Raw genomic sequence first — 18,741 nt, forward strand, 5'->3', positions numbered from 1 at the left:
CGGTCTTCCGGCATCGCGTCGATGCTCAGCACCTCTTTGCGCTTGGCGATCAGGACATAGACAACGCAGGCCAGGTACAGGCCGACAACCACGGCGCCGATCCATTGAATCTGCAGCCACTGGCTCTGGAACAGCAGGGTCAGGACGAACAGCAGCGCGACGTTGCCGCCGACATAGACCAGTTTGCCCAGACGCTCGACCGTCATGTTCAGGTTGTCGGTGTACAGGCGGATCAGCGAGTCCAGCGAGTTGATCACGAAGGTCACGCCCACAATCACCATCGCGATGTTGGTGATACCTGCGGTGTCGATGCCGTTCAGGTGGTAGTAGTAGAGAACGGTAAACCAGATGCCCAGCGGGATCGACGGGAAGATCAGCAGTGCCGCCAGCAGCTGCCATGTGGTCAGACCACCGACAAAGCGCGAGGTGAACTGGCCGATCATGATCGACCATGCGAACCACCAGAACAGGTAGAAGGCGTGATAGTCGGTCAGCGGCAGGACAAATTTGTGGATGTTCGTGAAATAGGCGCCGATGTTGCCGCCGGTTTCCAGGAACCCGGTGACACCCATACCGGCCGCCGCCCACATGCCAAGGATCAGGGCCAGGAACAGGAAGGTCGAACCCACCGACAGGATGCGCACGTATTTCAGGTCGGTCGACGAATAGGCAGCAGCCAGAATCACGACGAACACGATGATATAGAACGTACCGACCACTGACTCACCGTCGCCAACTTCGGGCAGGTAACCCGGCAGGTAGATCAGGAACAGGCTGGCGGTAAAGGCGCAGGTGCCGATGATGACCACGTTGTTGACCAGCTTGACCAAGGGGATTTCAAAGAACTTCACCCGCGGCTCGATCACGCAGAAATAGAACGCTGTCAGGAAGTAGAACGCCCAGATCAGGAAACCCCAGAAGCCGAACTCGATTGCCAGCGGATTGGCGAAGGCATAGGCGGGATCTTCGGCATAACCGCCGAACTCGGTCAAAGGGAACATGATCAGGCCGACATCCAGACCGGATGTGAAAAGGATCGCAATAAAAGTGAACAGATGGACGGGGGTTACGCCAACACAGCGCAGGTTCCACCACTTCACCACGAAGAAAGCGACCAGGCCCAAAGCCAGCAGGACGCCGAACGACAGGATGTACTCCAACAACACTTAACACACCTCCCATTATTTTTCGGATGCGGATGCTGTTATCTTTTATTGGCGAGTCAATCAATAAAAACGACCAATCGGTTAATGCTGTGAGTCGGATGTGCCTTTTTTGACGCAAAAAGCGACCCGCCTTGCGGTGAATGCGAAATTGATAAACAGTGCGCGAAATTGCTGAGAGGGGAGCGGAATGGACCTTCGCGCCATTGCCATGGGGCTGACATTTGCGTTCATCTGGTCCTCGGCCTTTACCTCGGCCCGGATCATCGTCGCGGATGCGTCTCCGTTGTTTTCGCTGGCTGTTCGGTTTCTGATTTCAGGGCTGATTGGCGTGGCCATTGCACGCGCCATGGGTCAAAGCTGGAACCTGACACGCCCCCAGTGGCGGGCGACGATCTTGTTCGGAATCTGCCAAAATGCCCTTTATTTGGGTCTGAACTTTTATGCGATGCAAACGGTTGAGGCGTCGCTTGCCGCCATCATCGCCTCGACCATGCCGTTGCTGGTGGCTTTGGCGGGCTGGTTGTTTTTGGGCGAAAAGCTGCGTCCGCTAGCGGTGCTGGGCTTGTTTGCGGGCTTTGCCGGTGTGGCTCTGATCATGAGTACGCGGATCGGTGGCGGCGTTGACATGTTCGGCGTGACCCTGTGCTGCGTGGGTGCCCTGGCGCTGACCTTTGCCACGCTGTCCATTCGCGGAGCCACTTCGGGCGGCAATTTCATGATGGTGGTCGGATTGCAGATGCTGGTGGGCTCTGCCGTTCTGTTTGTCGCGGCTCCGCTGTTCGAAACAATCTACATCCACCCAACCGTTCCGCTGGCGCTGGCCTTCACCTACACGACCCTGTTCCCCGGCTTGCTGGCCACACTGATCTGGGTGCTGCTGCTGGACCGGATTGGCGCCACCCGCGCGGCGACCTTCCATTTCCTCAATCCCGTTTTCGGCGTCACCATCGCCGCCATCCTGTTGGGTGAAAAACTGGGCCCGCTGGATGCGGTAGGGGTCGGGATCACGACACTCGGTATTCTGGCGGTTCAACTGGCGCGGCAACCTGTTCAGGGCAGCAAGGCCTCAACCTGACGCAGCAACTTGGGCGCATCCGGTTTTGTGTTCGCGCCATAGGTGGCAACAACCTCGCCATTGGGATCCAGCAGGATTTTGTTGAAGTTCCACCGGGGCTCAAACCCGGTCTGTGCCGCGACCGCCTTATAAAACGGATGCGCATTCGCACCTTTCACCGGGGTGATATCCGTCATCGGCAGGGTCAGGCCATAGTTCATCTCGCAGAATTCCTTGACCTCATCGGCCGAGCTCAGTTCCTGGTTGAACGAATCCGATGGCACCGCCAGAACCACAAGGCCCTGATCCGAATAGGCCTCATACACCTTTTGCAGAGCCGTATATTGCCCGGTGAAGCCACAGTGCGAGGCGGTATTCACCACCAGAACCGGCTGACCCCTCCAGCCCTCGATCGACAAGGTTCCGCCATCGATCGACGCGAACTCCCCCGACAACGGAGCCGCCTGCACCGCGCGACCGAGCAGGATCAGGACCGTCAAAACAAACATTCTGAGCATGATTTGGCCTCCCTTTGCTTATATTACGTATCAAACCCGGTCGCAGATCACCCGCACGAACGCGCGAGGCCGCTGAAATAGGGCTTTGATTTCCCCGCCCCTGCCCCCAGATTATGCCACAAGAAAAATGACCGGAGGAGCCATGACCCGTTATACCAAAGACCCCGAGGCCATCGCCGCCCTGTCCCCCGAAGAGTTCCACGTCACCCAGCGCAGTGGGACCGAGCGTCCGGGCACCGGAAAATACCTGAGCAATAAGGAACCGGGGATTTATGTGGACATCGTCTCGGGCGAGCCGCTGTTTGCCTCGACCCACAAATACGAATCCGGCTGCGGCTGGCCCAGTTTCACCAAACCGATCATCCATGAGCATGTGGAGGAGTTTCACGACGCCACCCATGGTATGATCCGCACCGAGGTCCGCTCGAAACACGGCGACAGCCATCTGGGGCATGTCTTTCCGGATGGCCCGCGCGAACAGGGCGGGCTGCGCTATTGCATCAACTCTGCCGCGCTTCGGTTCATCCATCGTGACGAGATGGAGGCCGAAGGCTATGGCGAATACCTGATCCATGTGGAGGATATCCAATGACCGATGAACGCGCCGTACTGGCCGGGGGCTGTTTCTGGGGGATGCAGGACCTGATCCGCAAACTGCCCGGCGTGTCGGACACCCGCGTCGGCTATACCGGCGGTGACGTGCCCAACGCCACCTATCGCAATCACGGCACCCATGCCGAAGGGATCGAGATATTCTTCGACCCATCGCAGATCACCTATCGCGATCTGCTGGAGTTCTTCTTTCAAATCCACGATCCCACGACATTGAACCGTCAGGGCAATGACCGCGGCATGAGCTACCGCTCGGCCATCTATTACGTGGATGATGCGCAGAAACAGATGGCTGAGGACACAATTGCCGATGTGAATGCCAGTGGTATCTGGCCCGGCAAGGTGGTGACCGAGGTCGAACCCGTCGGCGATTTCTGGGAGGCCGAGCCCGAGCATCAGGATTACCTCGAGCGTATCCCGAACGGCTATACCTGCCACTTCCCGCGCCCCGATTGGGTTCTGCCCAAACGCAACGCGGCTGAATAACGGGACAGCCCCTGCCGGGGCTACCCTGTCGCCACCCTCGGGCGGCCGCTGGCCTCGACGGTGATTGTGGCTTCGACAAACACGTCCTGCGCCTCGATCCGGGCGGTTCGGATATCCCGGTCGATCACGATCCGGATATCCTCGGCCCCGGCCTGACGCACGGCGCCCTCGGCCTCGGACCGCAGTACCGATTCCAGCAGGTCCAGCGCCGCGTCGGATTCGTTGAAATCCTGCGGACCGTCTTCAAGATGGACCCGGAACCGGCCCTCGGACGGAGATGTGACCGTTCCCATTCTGCGCAGGGTCAGGCGGCCCACCACGGCACCGATGGCATTGGCCACACCCGCATGTTCCGGCAGGATCATACGACAGCGCAGACGCTCGCCCACCGCAGGGTAATAGCTGGGTGCCGACGCCCCAAGGCCCACTACATCGACGTTCAACATCGTATCCAGCGCCAACAAACCGCGATGCCTGGACAGGCCCTTTTGCGTCAGAACATGCCGCGCCAATTCGGCGGAAGGCACACCAAACGCTTCGGCCTCTTCTGAAAAAGCAGTCTCTAACAAGGTCAATATTGTCTGTTCGGTCAACTGATCCACAATGATCTGTGCCAGCTCTTCGGGCGTCTTGGCCAGCCTGTCACCGGTGCCAATCCGTTTGCGCGCGATCAGTTCCAGCGCCTTGTTGGCGGCATCCGCATCCCAGGCATCCAGCCGGCCCAGAACATGGCTGGCATCCGATGGCGTCACGCCCGAGACCTGTACGATCCCACGATCCACCAGCCGCGCCAGAGCCCCGTTTTCCATCCGGGTCCGCAGCAGTTCGCTGAGCGGCAGGACCTTGTCACCCAGCCGCTCCAGCAGATCCTCTTCCCGGGCGCCCAACCCCTCGGCGTGAATGCCGGGAACGCGGCGTGCGAAACGGGTGTCATGCTCACCCACCGTTGTTGCCCGCAGTTGCGTATCCAACACGGTATGAACGGCCTCGGGCGCTTCGGACGCGATCAGCGAGACGGGCAGCACCCGCCGCGGCCCCAGAAACACGCCGCCGCCCAAGCCTTCGGTCATCACATGCACCTGGCTGTCGCCGCCAAGACCATGGGTGCGCATTGCAACCGCCTCGACCATGGTGCGGAACCTGCCGACCTGCGCCCCTGCCGGATCAATCGCAGGTTTGCCGTCGCGGATCAGCGCCACATCGGTGGTCGTGCCGCCGATATCCGACACAAGAGCGTTCTCGGTTCCCGTCAGCCAACTGGCCCCGACAATCGACGCCGCCGGGCCGCTGAGGATGGTTTCAATCGGCCGCTCACGCGCCTGTTCCGCGCTCATCAGGGCGCCGTCCCCGCGCACCACCATCATTGGCGCGGTGATGCCCAGTTCCAGCAACCGGTCCTGCGCCCGCCCGATTAACCGGTCGATCATCCCGATCAGCCGGGCATTCAGCACTGCAGTCACCGCCCGTTTCGGACCGTTCAACTTGGCCGACAGGTGATGCGAACAGGTCACTGGCGCACCGGTCTTTTCCGCAATGATCCGAGCCGCCTCCAGCTCATGCGCCGGGTTCCGTGTGGCGAATTGGGCAGCAATAGCAAAACCCGAGACGCCTTTGTGAGAGTCCAAAAACGCCTCAAGCGCCGCCACATCCAACGGCGCAGCCTCGCCCCCGGCATGGGTATGACCACCCCCAACCACCAGCGCCGGATCACCTTTCAACGCGTCCCGCAACCCGTGCTTGTCCAGATCGCCGTCCTTGAACCCGATATAGATCAGCGCAACGCGCCCGCCCTGCCCCTCGACCAGAGCATTTGTCGCCAATGTGGTCGACAGCGACGCCATGGATATCTGCTCCGGCGCCACCTGCGCCGCGTCCAGAACCGCCTGAATCGCCTTACCCACGCCAATCGCCAGATCGGCCCGCGTGGTCAGGGACTTGGCCGAGGCGATTACCTCACGCTCATCCCGGATCAGCACCGCGTCGGTATAGGTTCCGCCCGTATCCACCCCCAAAGCCAACGCCATCGGGTTCTCCTTCCTGTTCGCTACGGATGGGTTTAGTGGTTTGGACCGACACGTCCAGCCTGTTTGCGGCACTTATGGCAATCGTTGCACCGCCCAGCGCGCGGCGTCGGCAACGGTGGGGTCGGGATCATCCGTCAAACCCTGCGCGACGGGCCTGAGTTCGACCCTTCCCGAGTTTCCGATGGCATAGAGCACATTGCGCACAAACCGATCCCGCCCGATGCGCTTGATTGGCGATCCGGAAAATTTCGCGCGAAACGCTGCATCATCCAGCACCGCCAGATCTGCCAGTGCAGGTGCCTTCAGATCGTCCCGGGCGGCATAACGCATATCGCTGGCCGCAACCGCAAACTTGTTCCACGGACAAGCGGCCAGACAATCGTCGCAACCATAAATCCGGTTGCCGAGCTTGCCGCGCAACTCTTCGTCCACCGGGCCTTTGTGTTCGATGGTCAGATAGGAAATGCAGCGCGTTGCATCCAACTGGTAGGGGGCCGGAAAAGCATTTGTCGGACAGGCATCCAGGCAGGACCGGCACGATCCGCAGTGGTCTATCTCAGCTGGGTCCACAGGAAGATCCAAAGTGGTAAAAACAGACCCTATAAAGGCCCAGTTACCCCAATCCCGACTGACCAGATTGGTGTGTTTGCCCTGCCAGCCCAGCCCGGCAGCATAGCCCAATGCCTTTTCCGGCACCGGAGCGGTATCGACAAAGACCTTCACTTCGCCACCGCCCTCGGCAATCAGCCACCGTGCCAGCCGTTTCAGCCGTTTCTTGACCAGATCATGGTAATCCTTGTTCTGCGCATAGACTGAGATCGCCGCCTTGTCCGGATGATCCAGCACCTCGGTCGGGTCATGGTCCGGCGCATAGCTCTCGGCCAGCATGATCACCGACCGTGCTTCGGGCCACAGTGCTGCCGGATCACCACGCCAATGGGTCCGCTCGGCCATCCAGCCCATCTGACCGTGATATCCGGCCTGCAGAAACGCCCCTAACCGGGCCGGAACTTCAGGCACGTCCCAAGGCCGACACACACGACAGGACACAAACCCTTCGCTCAGCGCCTGCGCCACCAGCTTGTCTTTTAAACCCGATCCGCTCTTCATCTGGCTACAAATATCCTCGGGGGGAATCGCGCACAAGCGCGATGGGGGGCAGACAGCCCCCCACTACCCTATCAGAAATCCAGATCAGCGTAGTGCAGCGGCGGCCGGAACCCCGGCACCTGATCCGCCAGAATCGATCGAAACGCCGGCCTCGACTTGATCTTGGCGTACCAGTCCTTGACCGCCTGAGACCGATTCCAATCCACATCCGAGATATAGTCCAGTGCTGACAGATGCGCCGCGGCTGCGAAATCCGCCAAGGTCATCTGATCGCCCGCCAGCCAGCGCCGGTGATCCAGCAGCCAGGCCATGTAATCCAGGTGATACTTGATCGCCCGAGCACCTTCCTTGACATTCTTGCTGTCTGGATAGCCCTCACCGGTGACTTTCTTGTTCACCCGCTCATACAGCAGTTTCGAGGTCACCTCATGATGAAACTTGTCATCAAACCACCCCACCAGACGCCGCACCTCATACCGGGCCTCGGGCGTTTTGGGCATCAAAGGGGGCTCCGGGCGGGTTTCTTCGATATATTCGCAAATGGCGGCACTTTCCGACATCACACGCCCGTCCAGACGCAGAACCGGCACTTTGCCGGCGGGGTTGCGGCGCAGAAAATCCGGGTCTTTCTCCCAGTATCGTTCCTCGACCAGCTCAACCTCGATCTTCTTTTCCGCCAGGGACAGGCGGACCTTGCGGCAATATGGGGACAGGGGAACGTGAAACAGACGCGCCATGGGCTTCCAATCGAACCAGTGAATACCCTTCAGCTTTAGCCTTGAGGGGCGTTGGTTTTCAATCCTCGAAACAGTCCGCGCGACCATCTGCGCGGATGGTGGCCGCCCCGTCCAGGATTGACGCAGCCCGTCGGCGTGTGCGCACAGAGGGGTCGGTGACCGACCGGTTGCGGGGCGAGGGCAGGATCGCCGCGATCCGCGCGGCCTGCACCGGGCTCAGCCGGGATGCCGATACGTTGAAATTGCGTTGAGCAGCGGCCTCGACCCCGAACACGCCCTGCCCGGTTTCGGCAACGTTCAGGTAGACCTCAAGAATGCGCTGCTTGCTCCAGAAAATCTCGACAACCGGCGTGATCGAGGTTTCCAGCGCCTTGCGCACCCAGCTGCGGCCCTGCCACAGGAACACGTTCTTCACCACCTGCTGCGTGATGGTCGACGCCCCGCGCGTACCGCCGTTTTCCAGCGCCTCGCGGATCGCTTCGACGTCAAAGCCCCAATGCAGACAGAAATTGGCATCTTCGGCCGCCACGACCGAACGGGCCATGACGGGTGATATCTCCTCGATCGGCACCCAATCGCGCTCGACCTTGCCCAGCCGGCGCCATTCGGACCAGATCGTATGGGTCACCGGCGGGTTCACCACCGAATAAAGCACCACCAGCCCGACCACAAAGACAATCACCCCCACCACAGCCCGAGTCACCCAACGGCGAACCCGCAATGTGGTTGGTTTCTTTGCCTTTGACGCCTTGCTTTTCTTACTGCTCGACTTGCGCGCTGCTTTTCTTGCCATGCCCTTGCTATACGATGCGGCGCTTGGGTTTGAAACGGTTTATATCGCCAGCGCGCGCGCCTCGCGCGGGCGGACGACCGGGCGCGCGGTTTCCGGCATCACCGGATTTCGGTCCCGCAGCTCCGGAAACAGGCGCAGCACTTCCGCCTGTGTGTCACGATCCGCCTGGGTCACCGCGTGCCCCGGATAATAGCTTTCGCTTTTCGCCCCATTTGCGATGACGATCTCATGCCGCGAAAACAGCAGGTGGATGTATTCGATCTCATCGCTTTCGACGCGAGTCACCGTGTCGTCGTTGACCAGACAATGCGCGGCGATCAGAACCTCGGAATGGCCAAAGTGGTAAGGCGCGCGCCAATCCGCGACCAACATCCGGTGCTGCGGCGATACCATCAGAGGACGATCCAGGCCAAAAATCCCGGCCTCGAACCGGATCGGTGCCAGTTTGCCCCGCGCCTCAACCCGGGTTTTGCCCACCCACAGCAAAGGCTGCGCACCGTGATCGACGGTGGTGATCATGTCCCCTGGCTGCAGGTCTTCGACCCGACGCGGCCCCTCGGGCGTTTCGATCATGGTGCCGGGCGTGAAACAGGGTGGGCCAAGGGAATCTACGTCCAGCGGCCCCTGCGTGGTAACGAAAGTAGTCGAAACCAATGTGCCTTCTTGCAACACCTTGCCATCAGTCGGAGTAAAAACCCGCGTTCCATCCGCAAGATAAAATGTCGTGCCGACATAGATGACATTCCCCTGACCGGGTACGTTGATCGTCACCGTGTCCCCCGGCCATGACCGGGTAACATCCACACCGTTGACGGTGTCGTTGTTGAACCGATCGATATCGCCATCGTCATTCTGATCCACCAGATCATAGACCTGCACCGTCAGCGTTGTTCCCGCTGCGGGCGGGTTCGCAGGGTCCATGTCAAAGAACTGGTCTGTATAGGTCGTTGGCATGTGTCTGCTCCTGCCTACTCGTCACGTTGGACAGCAGTGTCCCTGCAAATCCCGAAGAAACTGTGTCCATAGCTAGGCGCGAACGGCGCAAAAACGCAATAATCTTGGTTAAATTGTCCGAAATCGAAAAACCCGCGTGTTTCTGGTGACACGCGGGTTTCTACGTTCAGGACTTTGTTGGCCGTTTATTCAGCTGGAACCGCTTCGGCTTCTTTGGTCAGAGGATGGCTGAGCTTGTTCAGCATCTCTTTCGGGCAGACCTGCAGGAAGTTGGCTTTTTCAACATCCCAGTGCTGCAGAATGTCTGCGGCCTTGCGGCTGAAGGTTTCGGCCTGATGGGTTTCGATCATCGATTTCAGCTGCTCTTCCCAATGATCGACGGTCACCGGGCAGGTCACCAGCGTTTCCATGTTCATCAGCTTTTCGGCCTTGCCTTCGGGGTCATACAGATAGGCCATACCGCCCGTCATACCCGCACCGAAATTGGCACCGATATCGCCCAGAATCACAGCCACACCACCGGTCATGTATTCGCACCCGTTCGAGCCACAGCCCTCGATCACCACCGCGGCGCCCGAGTTCCGGACCGCGAACCGCTCACCAGCGCGGCCGGCGGCGAACAGGTAGCCATCGGTGGCGCCGTACAGAACAGTGTTGCCGATGATGGTGTTGTCATCCGCCTTCAGCGGGCTGACCTGCGGCGGGCGCACGACGATCATGCCGCCCGACAGACCTTTGCCGACATAGTCATTGGCGTCACCGGACACTTCCAGTTTCAGACCCGGCGCGGCAAAGGCGCCCAGCGACTGACCGGCGGAACCTTGCAGCTTCACATGCAGGTGGTCGGACTGGAACGTGTTCCGCATCCCGAAATTCTGCACGATATGGCTGGAAACACGGGTACCCACGGTCCGGTGCGTGTTCTGCACCGCGTAGGACAGCTGCATCTTTTCACCATCCTTCAGGAACCGCGCCGCATCGCGGACAATCTCGGCATCCAAAGTATCCGGCACCACATTGCGATCCTTGTCGCGGTTATAGACGATGTCCTGCGCGCCATCGACGGTGATCAGCAGCGGGTTCAGGTCCAGATCGTCCAGATGTGCGGACCCACGACTGACCTGTGCCAGCAGATCGGCACGACCGATGATTTCGTCGATCGAGCGTGCACCCAGGCTGGCCAGCAGCTCACGCACTTCCTGCGCGTAGAAGGTGATCAGGTTGACGACCTTGTCCGCGCTGCCGGAGAACTTGGCGCGCAGGTCTTCGTCCTGCGTACACACGCCAACCGGGCAGGTGTTCGACTGGCACTGGCGCACCATGATACAGCCCATCGCGATCAGCGCGGCAGTACCGATGCCATATTCCTCGGCCCCCATCATCGCGGCCATGACAATGTCACGACCGGTGCGCAGGCCACCATCGGTCCGCAGGGTCACACGGTCGCGCAGATTGTTCATCGCCAGAACCTGATGCGCCTCGGTCAGGCCCATCTCCCACGGCAGACCGGCATATTTGATCGAGGTCGCGGGCGAGGCACCCGTACCGCCATTGTGACCCGAAATCAGGATGATATCGGCTTTCGCCTTGGCCACACCGGCAGCAATCGTGCCAACGCCCGAGGACGCCACAAGCTTCACCGTCACCTTGCAGCGCGGGTTGATCTGTTTCAGGTCATAGATCAGCTGCGCCAGATCCTCGATCGAGTAGATGTCGTGGTGCGGCGGTGGCGAGATCAGCGTCACACCCTTGGTCGAGTGACGCAGGCGCGCAATCAGGTCGGTGACCTTCATGCCCGGCAGCTGACCACCCTCACCGGGTTTTGCACCCTGGGCCACCTTGATCTCCAGCTCTTCACACTGGTTCAGGTATTCGGCGGTCACACCGAATCTACCGCTCGCCACCTGCTTGATCTTGGCCGACGGGTTGTCGCCATTGGGCTCCGGCACGAAATGGGCTGGATCTTCACCACCCTCACCCGAGTCGGACTTGGCACCGATCCGGTTCATCGCCACGTTCAGCGTCTTGTGCGCCTCGGGCGACAGCGCGCCTAGCGACATGCCCGGGGTGACAAAACGCTTGCGGATCGAGGTGATCGACTCGACCTCTTCAATCGGCACCGGTTTGCCCAGTGGTTTGAAATCCATCAGGTCGCGCAGGTGGATCGGCGGGTTCGACTGCATCTTGGCCGAGTACTGCTTCCACAGCTCATAGGACGCGCGGTTACAGGCCATCTGCATCATGTGCATCGAGGTCGCTTCCCATGCATGGGTCTCGCCCGATTTGCGCGCCTTGTAGAAACCACCGATGGGCAGCACGTCCAGACCGTTGGTCCAGGCCTTGGCGTGGATTTCCTCGGCCTTGGTCTGAATACCGGTGACACCGATACCGGAAATCCGGCTGGTCATGCCCGGGAAATACTCGGCCACCATGGCACGGCTGAGGCCCACGGCCTCAAAGTTCAGACCGCCGCGATAAGACGAGATCACCGAGATGCCCATCTTGGCCATGATCTTCAACAGACCCTGGTCAATGGCCTCGCGAAAACGAGCCACGTTTTCCGTCAGCGTGCCCTCCAGCAGGCCGCGATCAATGCGGTCGGCCAGCGAATCTTCGGCCAGATAGGCGTTCACAACGGTGGCACCACAGCCGATCAGCACGGCAAAGTAATGCGGGTCAACACATTCGGCCGAGCGTACGTTCAGCGAGCAGAAGGTCCGCAGCCCCTGGCGGGTCAGATGCGAATGCACCGCGCTGGTCGCCAGAATCATCGGCATTGCCACGCGACCTTCGTCCGAGTTCATGTCGGACAGCACCAGATGCCCCGCGCCCGAGCGCACGGCCTCTTCTGCTTCGGCTCTAACACGGGCCAAAGCGGCGCTCAGCGCGCCCCGGCCGGGCTCAAAGCTACAATCGATCTCGGCCAGCGGCGAATTGAAGTTCTCGGCCAGCTTGTCCCATTGGGCATTGCCGACAAAGGGGCTTTCCAGCACGATGATCTCGGTCTGGCTGCTGTCTTCGTCCAGCACGTTTTTGAGGTTGCCGAACCGCGTTTTCAGCGACATCACGCGGTATTCGCGCAAGCTGTCGATCGGCGGGTTGGTCACCTGGCTGAAGTTCTGACGGAAGAAATGGCTCAGCGGGCGGTATTGCTTGGACAGGACCGCCGACGGGGTATCGTCGCCCATCGAGGCAATCGATTCCTTGCCGTCCTCGGCCATGGGGGCGAGGATCTGTTCCAGTTCCTCAATCGAATAGCCCGCCGCGATCTGACGCTTGCGCAGCTCTTCGCCCGAGAAGATCGGCGTCTCGACCAATTCGCCCAGCGTGTCGTCCAGATCGTTGATCTTGCCGACCCACTCACCAAAGGGCAGCGCGCGCGCCAACTTGTCCTTGATCTGGGTGTCGCGGTAGAGCTTGCCGCGCTTCATGTCCACGGCCAGCATCTGACCCGGCCCCAGCGCGCCTTTTTCGGTCACGGATGCCTCGTCGATCGGCACCATGCCAGCCTCAGACCCCGCGATGACCAGACCATCGCCCGTCACCACATAGCGCATCGGGCGCAGGCCGTTCCGGTCCAGACCGGCGCAAACCCAACGGCCATCGGTCATTGCCAGCGCGGCGGGACCGTCCCACGGCTCCATCACCGAGTTGCAGTAGGAGTACATGTCACGCCACGCCTGCGGCAGTTCCACCGCCTGCTTGGACCAGCTTTCCGGCACCAGCATGGTTTTCGCCATGGGGGCCGATCGGCCCGCACGCACCAGAACCTCGAAAACCGAGTCCAATGCGGCCGAATCCGACGAACCACCGGCGATGATCGGCTTGATGTCATCGGCATAGTCGCCAAAGGTCGAGGACGCCATGCGGATCTCATGGCTCTTCATCCAGTTGATGTTGCCTTTCAGCGTGTTGATCTCACCATTGTGGGCCAACATGCGGAACGGCTGCGCCAGCCACCATTGCGGGAAGGTGTTGGTCGAATAACGCTGGTGATAGATCGCGAAGGCTGATTCAAAGCGTTCGTCCATCAGATCAGGGTAGAAGACGGCGACCTGCTCGGCCAGCATCATGCCCTTGTAGATGATCGAGCGGCAGGACAGCGACGCCAGATACAAACCCGAAATTCCCGCAGCATTAGCGGCCTTTTCGATGCGGCGACGGATGACGTACAGCTCACGCTCGAACGTTTCTTCATCCACACCTTTCGAGTTCGAGATCAGGATCTGCTCGATCTCGGGGCGGGTCGCGTTGGCCTTTTCGCCCAGGCAGGTGACATCGACCGGCACATGGCGCCAGCCATAGATGTAATAGCCCATGCGCAGAACTTCGGTTTCCACGATGGTCCGGCAGCTTTCCTGCGCGCCAAAATCGGTGCGGGGCAAGAAGACCTGACCCACGGCGATCAGCTCATCCATGTTGGGCTCGTGGCCGGTGCGGCGGATCTGGTCATAGAAGAAGGGGACCGGGATCTGCACATGAATACCCGCGCCGTCGCCGGTCTTGCCATCGGCATCCACAGCGCCACGGTGCCAGATCGCCTTGAGCGCATCGATCCCGGCATCCACAACCTTGCGCGACGGCTTGCCGTCAACGGAAACAACAAGGCCCACACCGCAGGAAGAATGCTCTTCTTCCTCGGAATAGAGACCGTTTTCCGCCATCCACTGGCGTTTGGCTTCTTCGGCCCGCACCCAATCGGCATCATATTTGGTCATTGGCTGTCTCCTTCTTCCGATGGGGCATACATGGCTTCGACCTCGGCTTTGGTCATCTGCCGCCGTTCGCCTTCGAACGCGTACCCGTCGGGCTTTTTGTCGATATAAAGTTCAAGTTTCAGCGGGTGGCCTGCGCCATTCTCGAACAGTCCCGCTGCCATTTGTGTTTGCCCGTGCATCTCGCCGGGCAGGGTGATCCGGTACCACAGCGCCGATCCGCAATCCGAGCAAAAGGCGCGTTCCGCCCAATCGGAAGACGCAAAGACCTTTACTGGTCCCAGCGCCGCATATCCCGGTTCGGCCTGAAACGTCACCAGCATCGAGCTGGTCCAGCGGCGGCACTGATCGCAATGGCAGGCGCCCAGCGCGTCGCGCGCCGGGGTGGCGGTCACGGTGACCGCGCCACACATGCATTGGCCTTGCAATTCGGGCATTCGAACCCTCCTGTCGCTGGGCGTTGGGTTACTCGGCTGCGACAGCAGCCTTGGCATTGAACCGGTCGATGATCGCATCGGCGCAGTCACGGCCGTCACGGATCGCCCAGACCACCAGCGAGGCACCGCGCACGATGTCACCGATGGCATAGACACCGTCCATCTCGGTCTCACCGGTCTGGAACGCGGCCTTGACGGTGCCCCAACGGGTCACGGGCAGGTCGGGCTGACCGAACAGGGTCGGCAGGTCTTCGGGCTCGAAACCCAGCGCCTTGATCACCAGATCGGCCTCTTCGACGTAATCTGCGCCTTCGATGACTTCGGGTGCCTGACGGCCCGAGGCATCGGGCTGACCCAGACGCATCTTCTGCACTATCACGCCCGCAACCTTGTCATCGCCGGTAAAGCCCTTGGGCGCGCTGAGCCATTCGAACACCACGCCTTCTTCCTCGGCATTCTGAGTCTCACGTTGCGAACCCGGCATGTTGGCGCGGTCACGGCGATACAGGCATTTGACCGAGGTCGCACCCTGACGGATCGAGGTCCGCACGCAGTCCATCGCGGTGTCACCACCGCCGATCACGACAACCTTCTTGCCGTCAGCGTTCAAGCGGCCATTGTCGAAATCCTCGACGGCGTCGCCAAAACTCTTGCGGTTCGAGGCGGTCAGGAAGTCGATCGCCTTTTCAATGCCATTCAGTCCGCTGCCCGGCATGGACAGGTCGCGCGACTTGTAAACGCCGGTCGCAATGATCACCGCATCATGCTTGGCGCGGATTTCTTCGAACTTGGCAGCGTCCACGTCGCAGTTCAGGACGAATTCAACCCCGCCATCGGCCAGCAGGTCATTGCGGCGCTGAACGATGTCTTTTTCCAGCTTGAAGCCCGGAATACCGTACATCAGCAGACCACCAGCACGGTCATAGCGGTCATAAACTGTGACCTGAATGCCCGCCCGACGCAGCATGTCCGCCGCGGCCAGACCGCCGGGGCCACCGCCGATGATGCCGACGCTTTCGCTGCGCTCAGAACCCGGAGCGACCGGTTTCACCCAGCCTTTGTCCCAGGCGGTGTCGGTGATGTATTTCTCGATGGTGCCAATGGTGACGGTGCCGTGGCCGGATTGTTCGATCACACAGTTGCCTTCACACAGTCGGTCCTGCGGGCAGATGCGGCCGCAAATCTCGGGGAAGGTATTGGTTGCCTGGCTGGTCGCGTAAGCCTCTTCCAGACGACCGGTTGCTGTGAGGCGCAGCCAGTCGGGGATGTTGTTGTGCAACGGGCAGTGCGACTGACAGTAAGGCACACCACATTGGCTGCAGCGGCTGGCCTGCTCTTTTGCCTTGGCCGACGCGAACTCAGCATAAATCTCGTCAAAGTCTTCCTTGCGCACATCGGCGGCACGCTTTTCCGGCATGACGCGGTCGATCTGCACAAATTTCAGCATCGGTTGCTTGGCCACGGGTCAGACTCCATGAATTGGCTTGGTCGGGCTTCTTTAAGAGATACCGACCCGGATGAAAAGTCAATTATGCTGACCTAAATTGAAAAATTCTGAGCTGAAAACCGAAGTTCCCGGAAAATATTCGGTTTTTTAGTACCGATTCGGACCTATTTACGCGCTTTCCTTTTCGGCACCACACTTATACCCATTGCGCGCAAAGAACACGTGACGGCGGCACGGCAGGTAAATGAGTTTTTTTCAACTGATTCTCGCGGCAATTATTCAGGGTATCACCGAATTTTTGCCAGTATCTTCTTCGGGCCATCTGATCCTGTTGCCCAGCCTGACCGGCTTGGACGATCAGGGGCTGGCGATTGACGTTGCCGTACATGTAGGCACCTTGGGTGCCGTGATCCTGTATTTCTGGTCGGACGTAAAACAAGCCGTAGCCGGTTTGCCGCGCGCCCTGACGGGGCGGGTCGATACTCCGCAGGCCCGATTGGCGATGGGCCTGATCATCGCCACGATTCCCACCGTCATCGTCGGTACCATCCTGTTCAAAACCGGGCTCAGCCAATCCTTGCGTTCGATGGCGGTGATCGGCTGGGCCATGCTGGGTTTCGGGCTGGTGCTGTATTGGATGGATCAGAAAGGCCCGCAGACCAAGCAGGCAAGCGACTGGGGCTTGCGCGATGCCATGATCATGGGGTTGTGGCAGGTTCTGGCGCTGATTCCCGGCACCTCGCGGTCGGGCATCACCATCACCGGTGCGCGGCAGCTTGGGTACAGCCGCGAAGACGGCGCACGGATCGCGATGCTGATGTCTATCCCGACGATCCTGGCCTCGGGCGTGTTGCTGTCGGCAGAGGTGATCCGCGAGGCGGATGCGCAGCTGGCCAAAGACGGCGCGATCGCCGCCTTTTTCGCCTTTATCTCGGCCCTGCTGGCGCTGACCCTGATGATGCGTCTGCTGCGCAGCGTCAGCTTCACGCCCTATGTCATCTATCGCGTGATCCTGGGCGCGATCCTGCTGGTGATTGCCTACAGCTGATCAGATCCGCAGATTACCGGCCGAGTTCTGGATGTCGTCATACTGACCGGCGGGGCGGAACTTCCACAGGTAATCCGGCAGAACCGATTCCAGAGTGGCCGGTTCGATTCCCAGATCATCAAAGCCCTTGGCGCCCTCGGACACCACATTGTCGCGGCGCAGATTCTTCAGCTGATCGCGGGTCAGAATGTGGTTCGGGAACAGCTGAAAGCTGACGAATTTCGCGATATCCAGCACGCCCGCCATGATCCTGGCCGCAAAGAACGGCACGCCGATGATGACACGGCGACGGTGGATCACCCCCAGCATCTGCTGCATCAGAGCGCGGAAGGATTTTACCTCGGGCCCGCCCAACTCATAGATACCGGCCTCAGCCTGACCCAGAACACCCTGTACTGCGGCTTTGGCCACGTCATCCACATAGACCGGCTGGAACTTGGTATCCGCACCGACCAGAGGCAGGAACGGCCCCATGCGGGTCATGCCCGCGAAACGGTTAAAGAACTGGTCCTCAGTCCCGAAAATAACCGACGGGCGCAGGATCACCGCGTTCGGCATATGCGCCAGCACACCGGCCTCACCCCGCGCCTTGGTGCGGGAATACTCGCTGTTGGACTCGGCATCCGCCCCGATGGCCGAGATATGGACCATCCGCGCAACGCCCTGTTCAGCAGCGATCCGCGCGATCCGTGCGGCCCCTTCGGCCTGCACGGCATCGAATTCGTTCTTGCCCAGCTCGTTCAGCACTCCGACGCAGTTCACCACCGCATCGGCACCGTGCATGACCGCAGCCACCGAGGCATCATCGCGAATGTTGCACAGGATGGGCTCGACCTGACCAACCACACCATAGGGTTTGACGAACATCGCCTCGTTCGGGCGGCGCACCGCGACCCGCACGCGCCATCCTTCGTTTGCCAGGCGACGTGCGATATAACGACCGACAAATCCCGATCCGCCATAAATCGTGACCAGTTTGGACATGCGAGGGCTCCTGCTGATAGGTCTTGAACCGATCTACCGCCCAAAGCCCCGGCAAACAAGGCGCAATAACGCCGCGCGTCCGGGAAAAAACCGGCAGATTTCGGACCGTTTGAGGCATGGGTCAAAAAACTTTCAAAAAACTTTCCGAATCCTGTTGACGCCCCCCGCCAGTAGGCTTAAACGCCGCTCCACGACACCTGCCCAGGTGGCGGAATTGGTAGACGCGCTAGCTTCAGGTGCTAGTGTCCGTATGGACGTGGAGGTTCGAGTCCTCTCCTGGGCACCAAATCCCCGAAAATATAAAAAAAGACCAATCCGCATATGCGGAAATCACCTGTGTCTGCGGGAGTCTTTCTCAGTTTCGTTGATCGCAATGCCACCTTGTCAGGCGAAATGCCCAGCCTTGCGAATCCGACCGGACCCATTTGGCCAAAAAGGCCCGCGCGGACAGTTGCAACGGCCGTTCCAAAAGTGACGTAGCGTCGCGGAACGTAAACTCCTCCTTTAACACCTTTACCTAAAGGTAAGGTTTGAAATCATTTTTTGACTGAACGGTTAAAAAATGACGCAAAAGGACGATTTCTTCCCCCTTGTTCGAAAAAACACGGTGCGTAAATGCCCCCTGTCGCTGCGGATCGCCACTCACGGATCATCGA

Annotated in this window: 15 protein-coding genes and 1 tRNA gene; 5 read left to right on the top strand and 11 right to left on the bottom strand. The window is 60.1% G+C overall.

The window, feature by feature from the left end; all coding sequences use genetic code 11:
- Nucleotides 1-1,160 (bottom strand): BCCT family transporter (locus GOX88_RS17195; RefSeq protein ID WP_170405136.1); only part of this gene is annotated, 1,160 nt, incomplete at its 3' end.
- 193 nt (nucleotides 1,161-1,353) lie between these two features.
- Between GOX88_RS17195 and GOX88_RS17200 the strand changes: the two genes are divergently transcribed.
- The gene (locus GOX88_RS17200) at nucleotides 1,354-2,241 is read left to right on the top strand and encodes a DMT family transporter (RefSeq protein WP_170404542.1); all 888 of its coding nucleotides are present in this window, start codon (nucleotides 1,354-1,356) and stop codon (nucleotides 2,239-2,241) included.
- On the opposite strand, the gene GOX88_RS17205 is transcribed toward GOX88_RS17200, so the two are convergent.
- Nucleotides 2,217-2,738: a glutathione peroxidase gene (locus GOX88_RS17205; RefSeq protein WP_170404545.1), complete on the bottom strand. Its 522-nt coding sequence runs from the start codon at nucleotides 2,736-2,738 to the stop codon at nucleotides 2,217-2,219. The two genes, GOX88_RS17200 and GOX88_RS17205, sit on opposite strands and share 25 nt — an antisense overlap.
- Before the next feature lie 142 nt (nucleotides 2,739-2,880).
- Here GOX88_RS17205 and msrB point away from each other — a divergent pair, with 142 nt between their 5' ends.
- Nucleotides 2,881-3,330, top strand: coding sequence for a peptide-methionine (R)-S-oxide reductase MsrB (gene msrB, locus GOX88_RS17210; RefSeq protein WP_170404548.1), 450 nt, complete (start codon nucleotides 2,881-2,883; stop codon nucleotides 3,328-3,330).
- The gene (gene msrA / locus GOX88_RS17215; RefSeq protein ID WP_170404551.1) at nucleotides 3,327-3,836 is read left to right on the top strand and encodes a peptide-methionine (S)-S-oxide reductase MsrA; all 510 of its coding nucleotides are present in this window, start codon (nucleotides 3,327-3,329) and stop codon (nucleotides 3,834-3,836) included. The genes msrB and msrA overlap by 4 nt, the downstream gene beginning before the upstream one ends.
- Before the next feature lie 20 nt (nucleotides 3,837-3,856).
- On the opposite strand, the gene GOX88_RS17220 is transcribed toward msrA, so the two are convergent.
- From GOX88_RS17220 to GOX88_RS17255, 8 genes are all read right to left on the bottom strand, one after another.
- Nucleotides 3,857-5,860 carry a hydantoinase/oxoprolinase family protein gene (locus GOX88_RS17220; protein ID WP_170404554.1) on the bottom strand — a complete coding sequence of 668 codons (2,004 nt, stop codon included), beginning with the start codon at nucleotides 5,858-5,860 and terminating at the stop codon, nucleotides 3,857-3,859.
- A gap of 72 nt (nucleotides 5,861-5,932) precedes the next feature.
- Nucleotides 5,933-6,970: a tRNA epoxyqueuosine(34) reductase QueG gene (gene queG / locus GOX88_RS17225; protein WP_170404557.1), complete on the bottom strand. Its 1,038-nt coding sequence runs from the start codon at nucleotides 6,968-6,970 to the stop codon at nucleotides 5,933-5,935.
- A gap of 71 nt (nucleotides 6,971-7,041) precedes the next feature.
- A complete protein-coding gene (gene fzlA, locus GOX88_RS17230) occupies nucleotides 7,042-7,707 on the bottom strand; it encodes an FtsZ-binding protein FzlA (RefSeq protein WP_170404562.1) in 666 nt (221 codons plus the stop codon).
- A 58-nt stretch (nucleotides 7,708-7,765) separates the two neighbouring features.
- Nucleotides 7,766-8,500, bottom strand: coding sequence for a monofunctional biosynthetic peptidoglycan transglycosylase (gene mtgA / locus GOX88_RS17235; RefSeq protein WP_170404565.1), 735 nt, complete (start codon nucleotides 8,498-8,500; stop codon nucleotides 7,766-7,768).
- A 39-nt stretch (nucleotides 8,501-8,539) separates the two neighbouring features.
- Nucleotides 8,540-9,454 carry a Hint domain-containing protein gene (locus GOX88_RS17240; RefSeq protein WP_170404568.1) on the bottom strand — a complete coding sequence of 305 codons (915 nt, stop codon included), beginning with the start codon at nucleotides 9,452-9,454 and terminating at the stop codon, nucleotides 8,540-8,542.
- A gap of 185 nt (nucleotides 9,455-9,639) precedes the next feature.
- Entirely contained in the window at nucleotides 9,640-14,172 is a 4,533-nt protein-coding gene (gltB, locus tag GOX88_RS17245; protein ID WP_170404571.1) for a glutamate synthase large subunit, read from the bottom strand.
- Nucleotides 14,169-14,606 (bottom strand): GFA family protein, encoded by a 438-nt coding sequence (locus tag GOX88_RS17250; protein WP_170404574.1) that lies wholly within the window; start codon nucleotides 14,604-14,606, stop codon nucleotides 14,169-14,171. The genes gltB and GOX88_RS17250 overlap by 4 nt, the downstream gene beginning before the upstream one ends.
- Before the next feature lie 28 nt (nucleotides 14,607-14,634).
- Complete coding sequence (locus GOX88_RS17255; RefSeq protein WP_170404577.1) at nucleotides 14,635-16,068, bottom strand: NAD(P)-dependent oxidoreductase; 1,434 nt, start codon at nucleotides 16,066-16,068, stop codon at nucleotides 14,635-14,637.
- A gap of 229 nt (nucleotides 16,069-16,297) precedes the next feature.
- On the opposite strand from GOX88_RS17255, the gene GOX88_RS17260 reads away from it, so the two are divergent.
- Complete coding sequence (locus tag GOX88_RS17260) at nucleotides 16,298-17,101, top strand: undecaprenyl-diphosphate phosphatase (protein WP_170404580.1); 804 nt, start codon at nucleotides 16,298-16,300, stop codon at nucleotides 17,099-17,101.
- Here the strand turns inward: GOX88_RS17260 and GOX88_RS17265 are convergent, their stop codons facing one another.
- The gene (locus GOX88_RS17265) at nucleotides 17,102-18,085 is read right to left on the bottom strand and encodes a complex I NDUFA9 subunit family protein (RefSeq protein ID WP_170404583.1); all 984 of its coding nucleotides are present in this window, start codon (nucleotides 18,083-18,085) and stop codon (nucleotides 17,102-17,104) included.
- Nucleotides 18,086-18,284: 199 nt separating this feature from the next.
- On the opposite strand from GOX88_RS17265, the gene GOX88_RS17270 reads away from it, so the two are divergent.
- Nucleotides 18,285-18,371: transfer RNA gene (locus tag GOX88_RS17270), tRNA-Leu, on the top strand.
- Nucleotides 18,372-18,741 lie beyond the last annotated feature (370 nt).

This window comes from Ruegeria arenilitoris (genome assembly GCF_013030985.1).
GTDB lineage: Bacteria > Pseudomonadota > Alphaproteobacteria > Rhodobacterales > Rhodobacteraceae > Ruegeria > Ruegeria arenilitoris_B.

Bases quoted from the DNA above. Each gene is read 5' to 3' on its own strand.
- msrB (WP_170404548.1), top strand. From the start codon at position 2,881: ATGACCCGTTATACCAAAGACCCCGAGGCCATCGCCGCCCTGTCCCCC.
- GOX88_RS17205 (WP_170404545.1), bottom strand. From the start codon at position 2,738: ATGCTCAGAATGTTTGTTTTGACGGTCCTGATCCTGCTCGGTCGCGCG.
- GOX88_RS17250 (WP_170404574.1), bottom strand. From the start codon at position 14,606: ATGCCCGAATTGCAAGGCCAATGCATGTGTGGCGCGGTCACCGTGACC.
- GOX88_RS17220 (WP_170404554.1), bottom strand. From the start codon at position 5,860: ATGGCGTTGGCTTTGGGGGTGGATACGGGCGGAACCTATACCGACGCG.
- GOX88_RS17240 (WP_170404568.1), bottom strand. From the start codon at position 9,454: ATGCCAACGACCTATACAGACCAGTTCTTTGACATGGACCCTGCGAAC.
- GOX88_RS17265 (WP_170404583.1), bottom strand. From the start codon at position 18,085: ATGTCCAAACTGGTCACGATTTATGGCGGATCGGGATTTGTCGGTCGT.
- fzlA (WP_170404562.1), bottom strand. From the start codon at position 7,707: ATGGCGCGTCTGTTTCACGTTCCCCTGTCCCCATATTGCCGCAAGGTC.
- mtgA (WP_170404565.1), bottom strand. From the start codon at position 8,500: ATGGCAAGAAAAGCAGCGCGCAAGTCGAGCAGTAAGAAAAGCAAGGCG.
- GOX88_RS17260 (WP_170404580.1), top strand. From the start codon at position 16,298: ATGAGTTTTTTTCAACTGATTCTCGCGGCAATTATTCAGGGTATCACC.
- queG (WP_170404557.1), bottom strand. From the start codon at position 6,970: ATGAAGAGCGGATCGGGTTTAAAAGACAAGCTGGTGGCGCAGGCGCTG.
- gltB (WP_170404571.1), bottom strand. From the start codon at position 14,172: ATGACCAAATATGATGCCGATTGGGTGCGGGCCGAAGAAGCCAAACGC.
- GOX88_RS17200 (WP_170404542.1), top strand. From the start codon at position 1,354: ATGGACCTTCGCGCCATTGCCATGGGGCTGACATTTGCGTTCATCTGG.
- msrA (WP_170404551.1), top strand. From the start codon at position 3,327: ATGACCGATGAACGCGCCGTACTGGCCGGGGGCTGTTTCTGGGGGATG.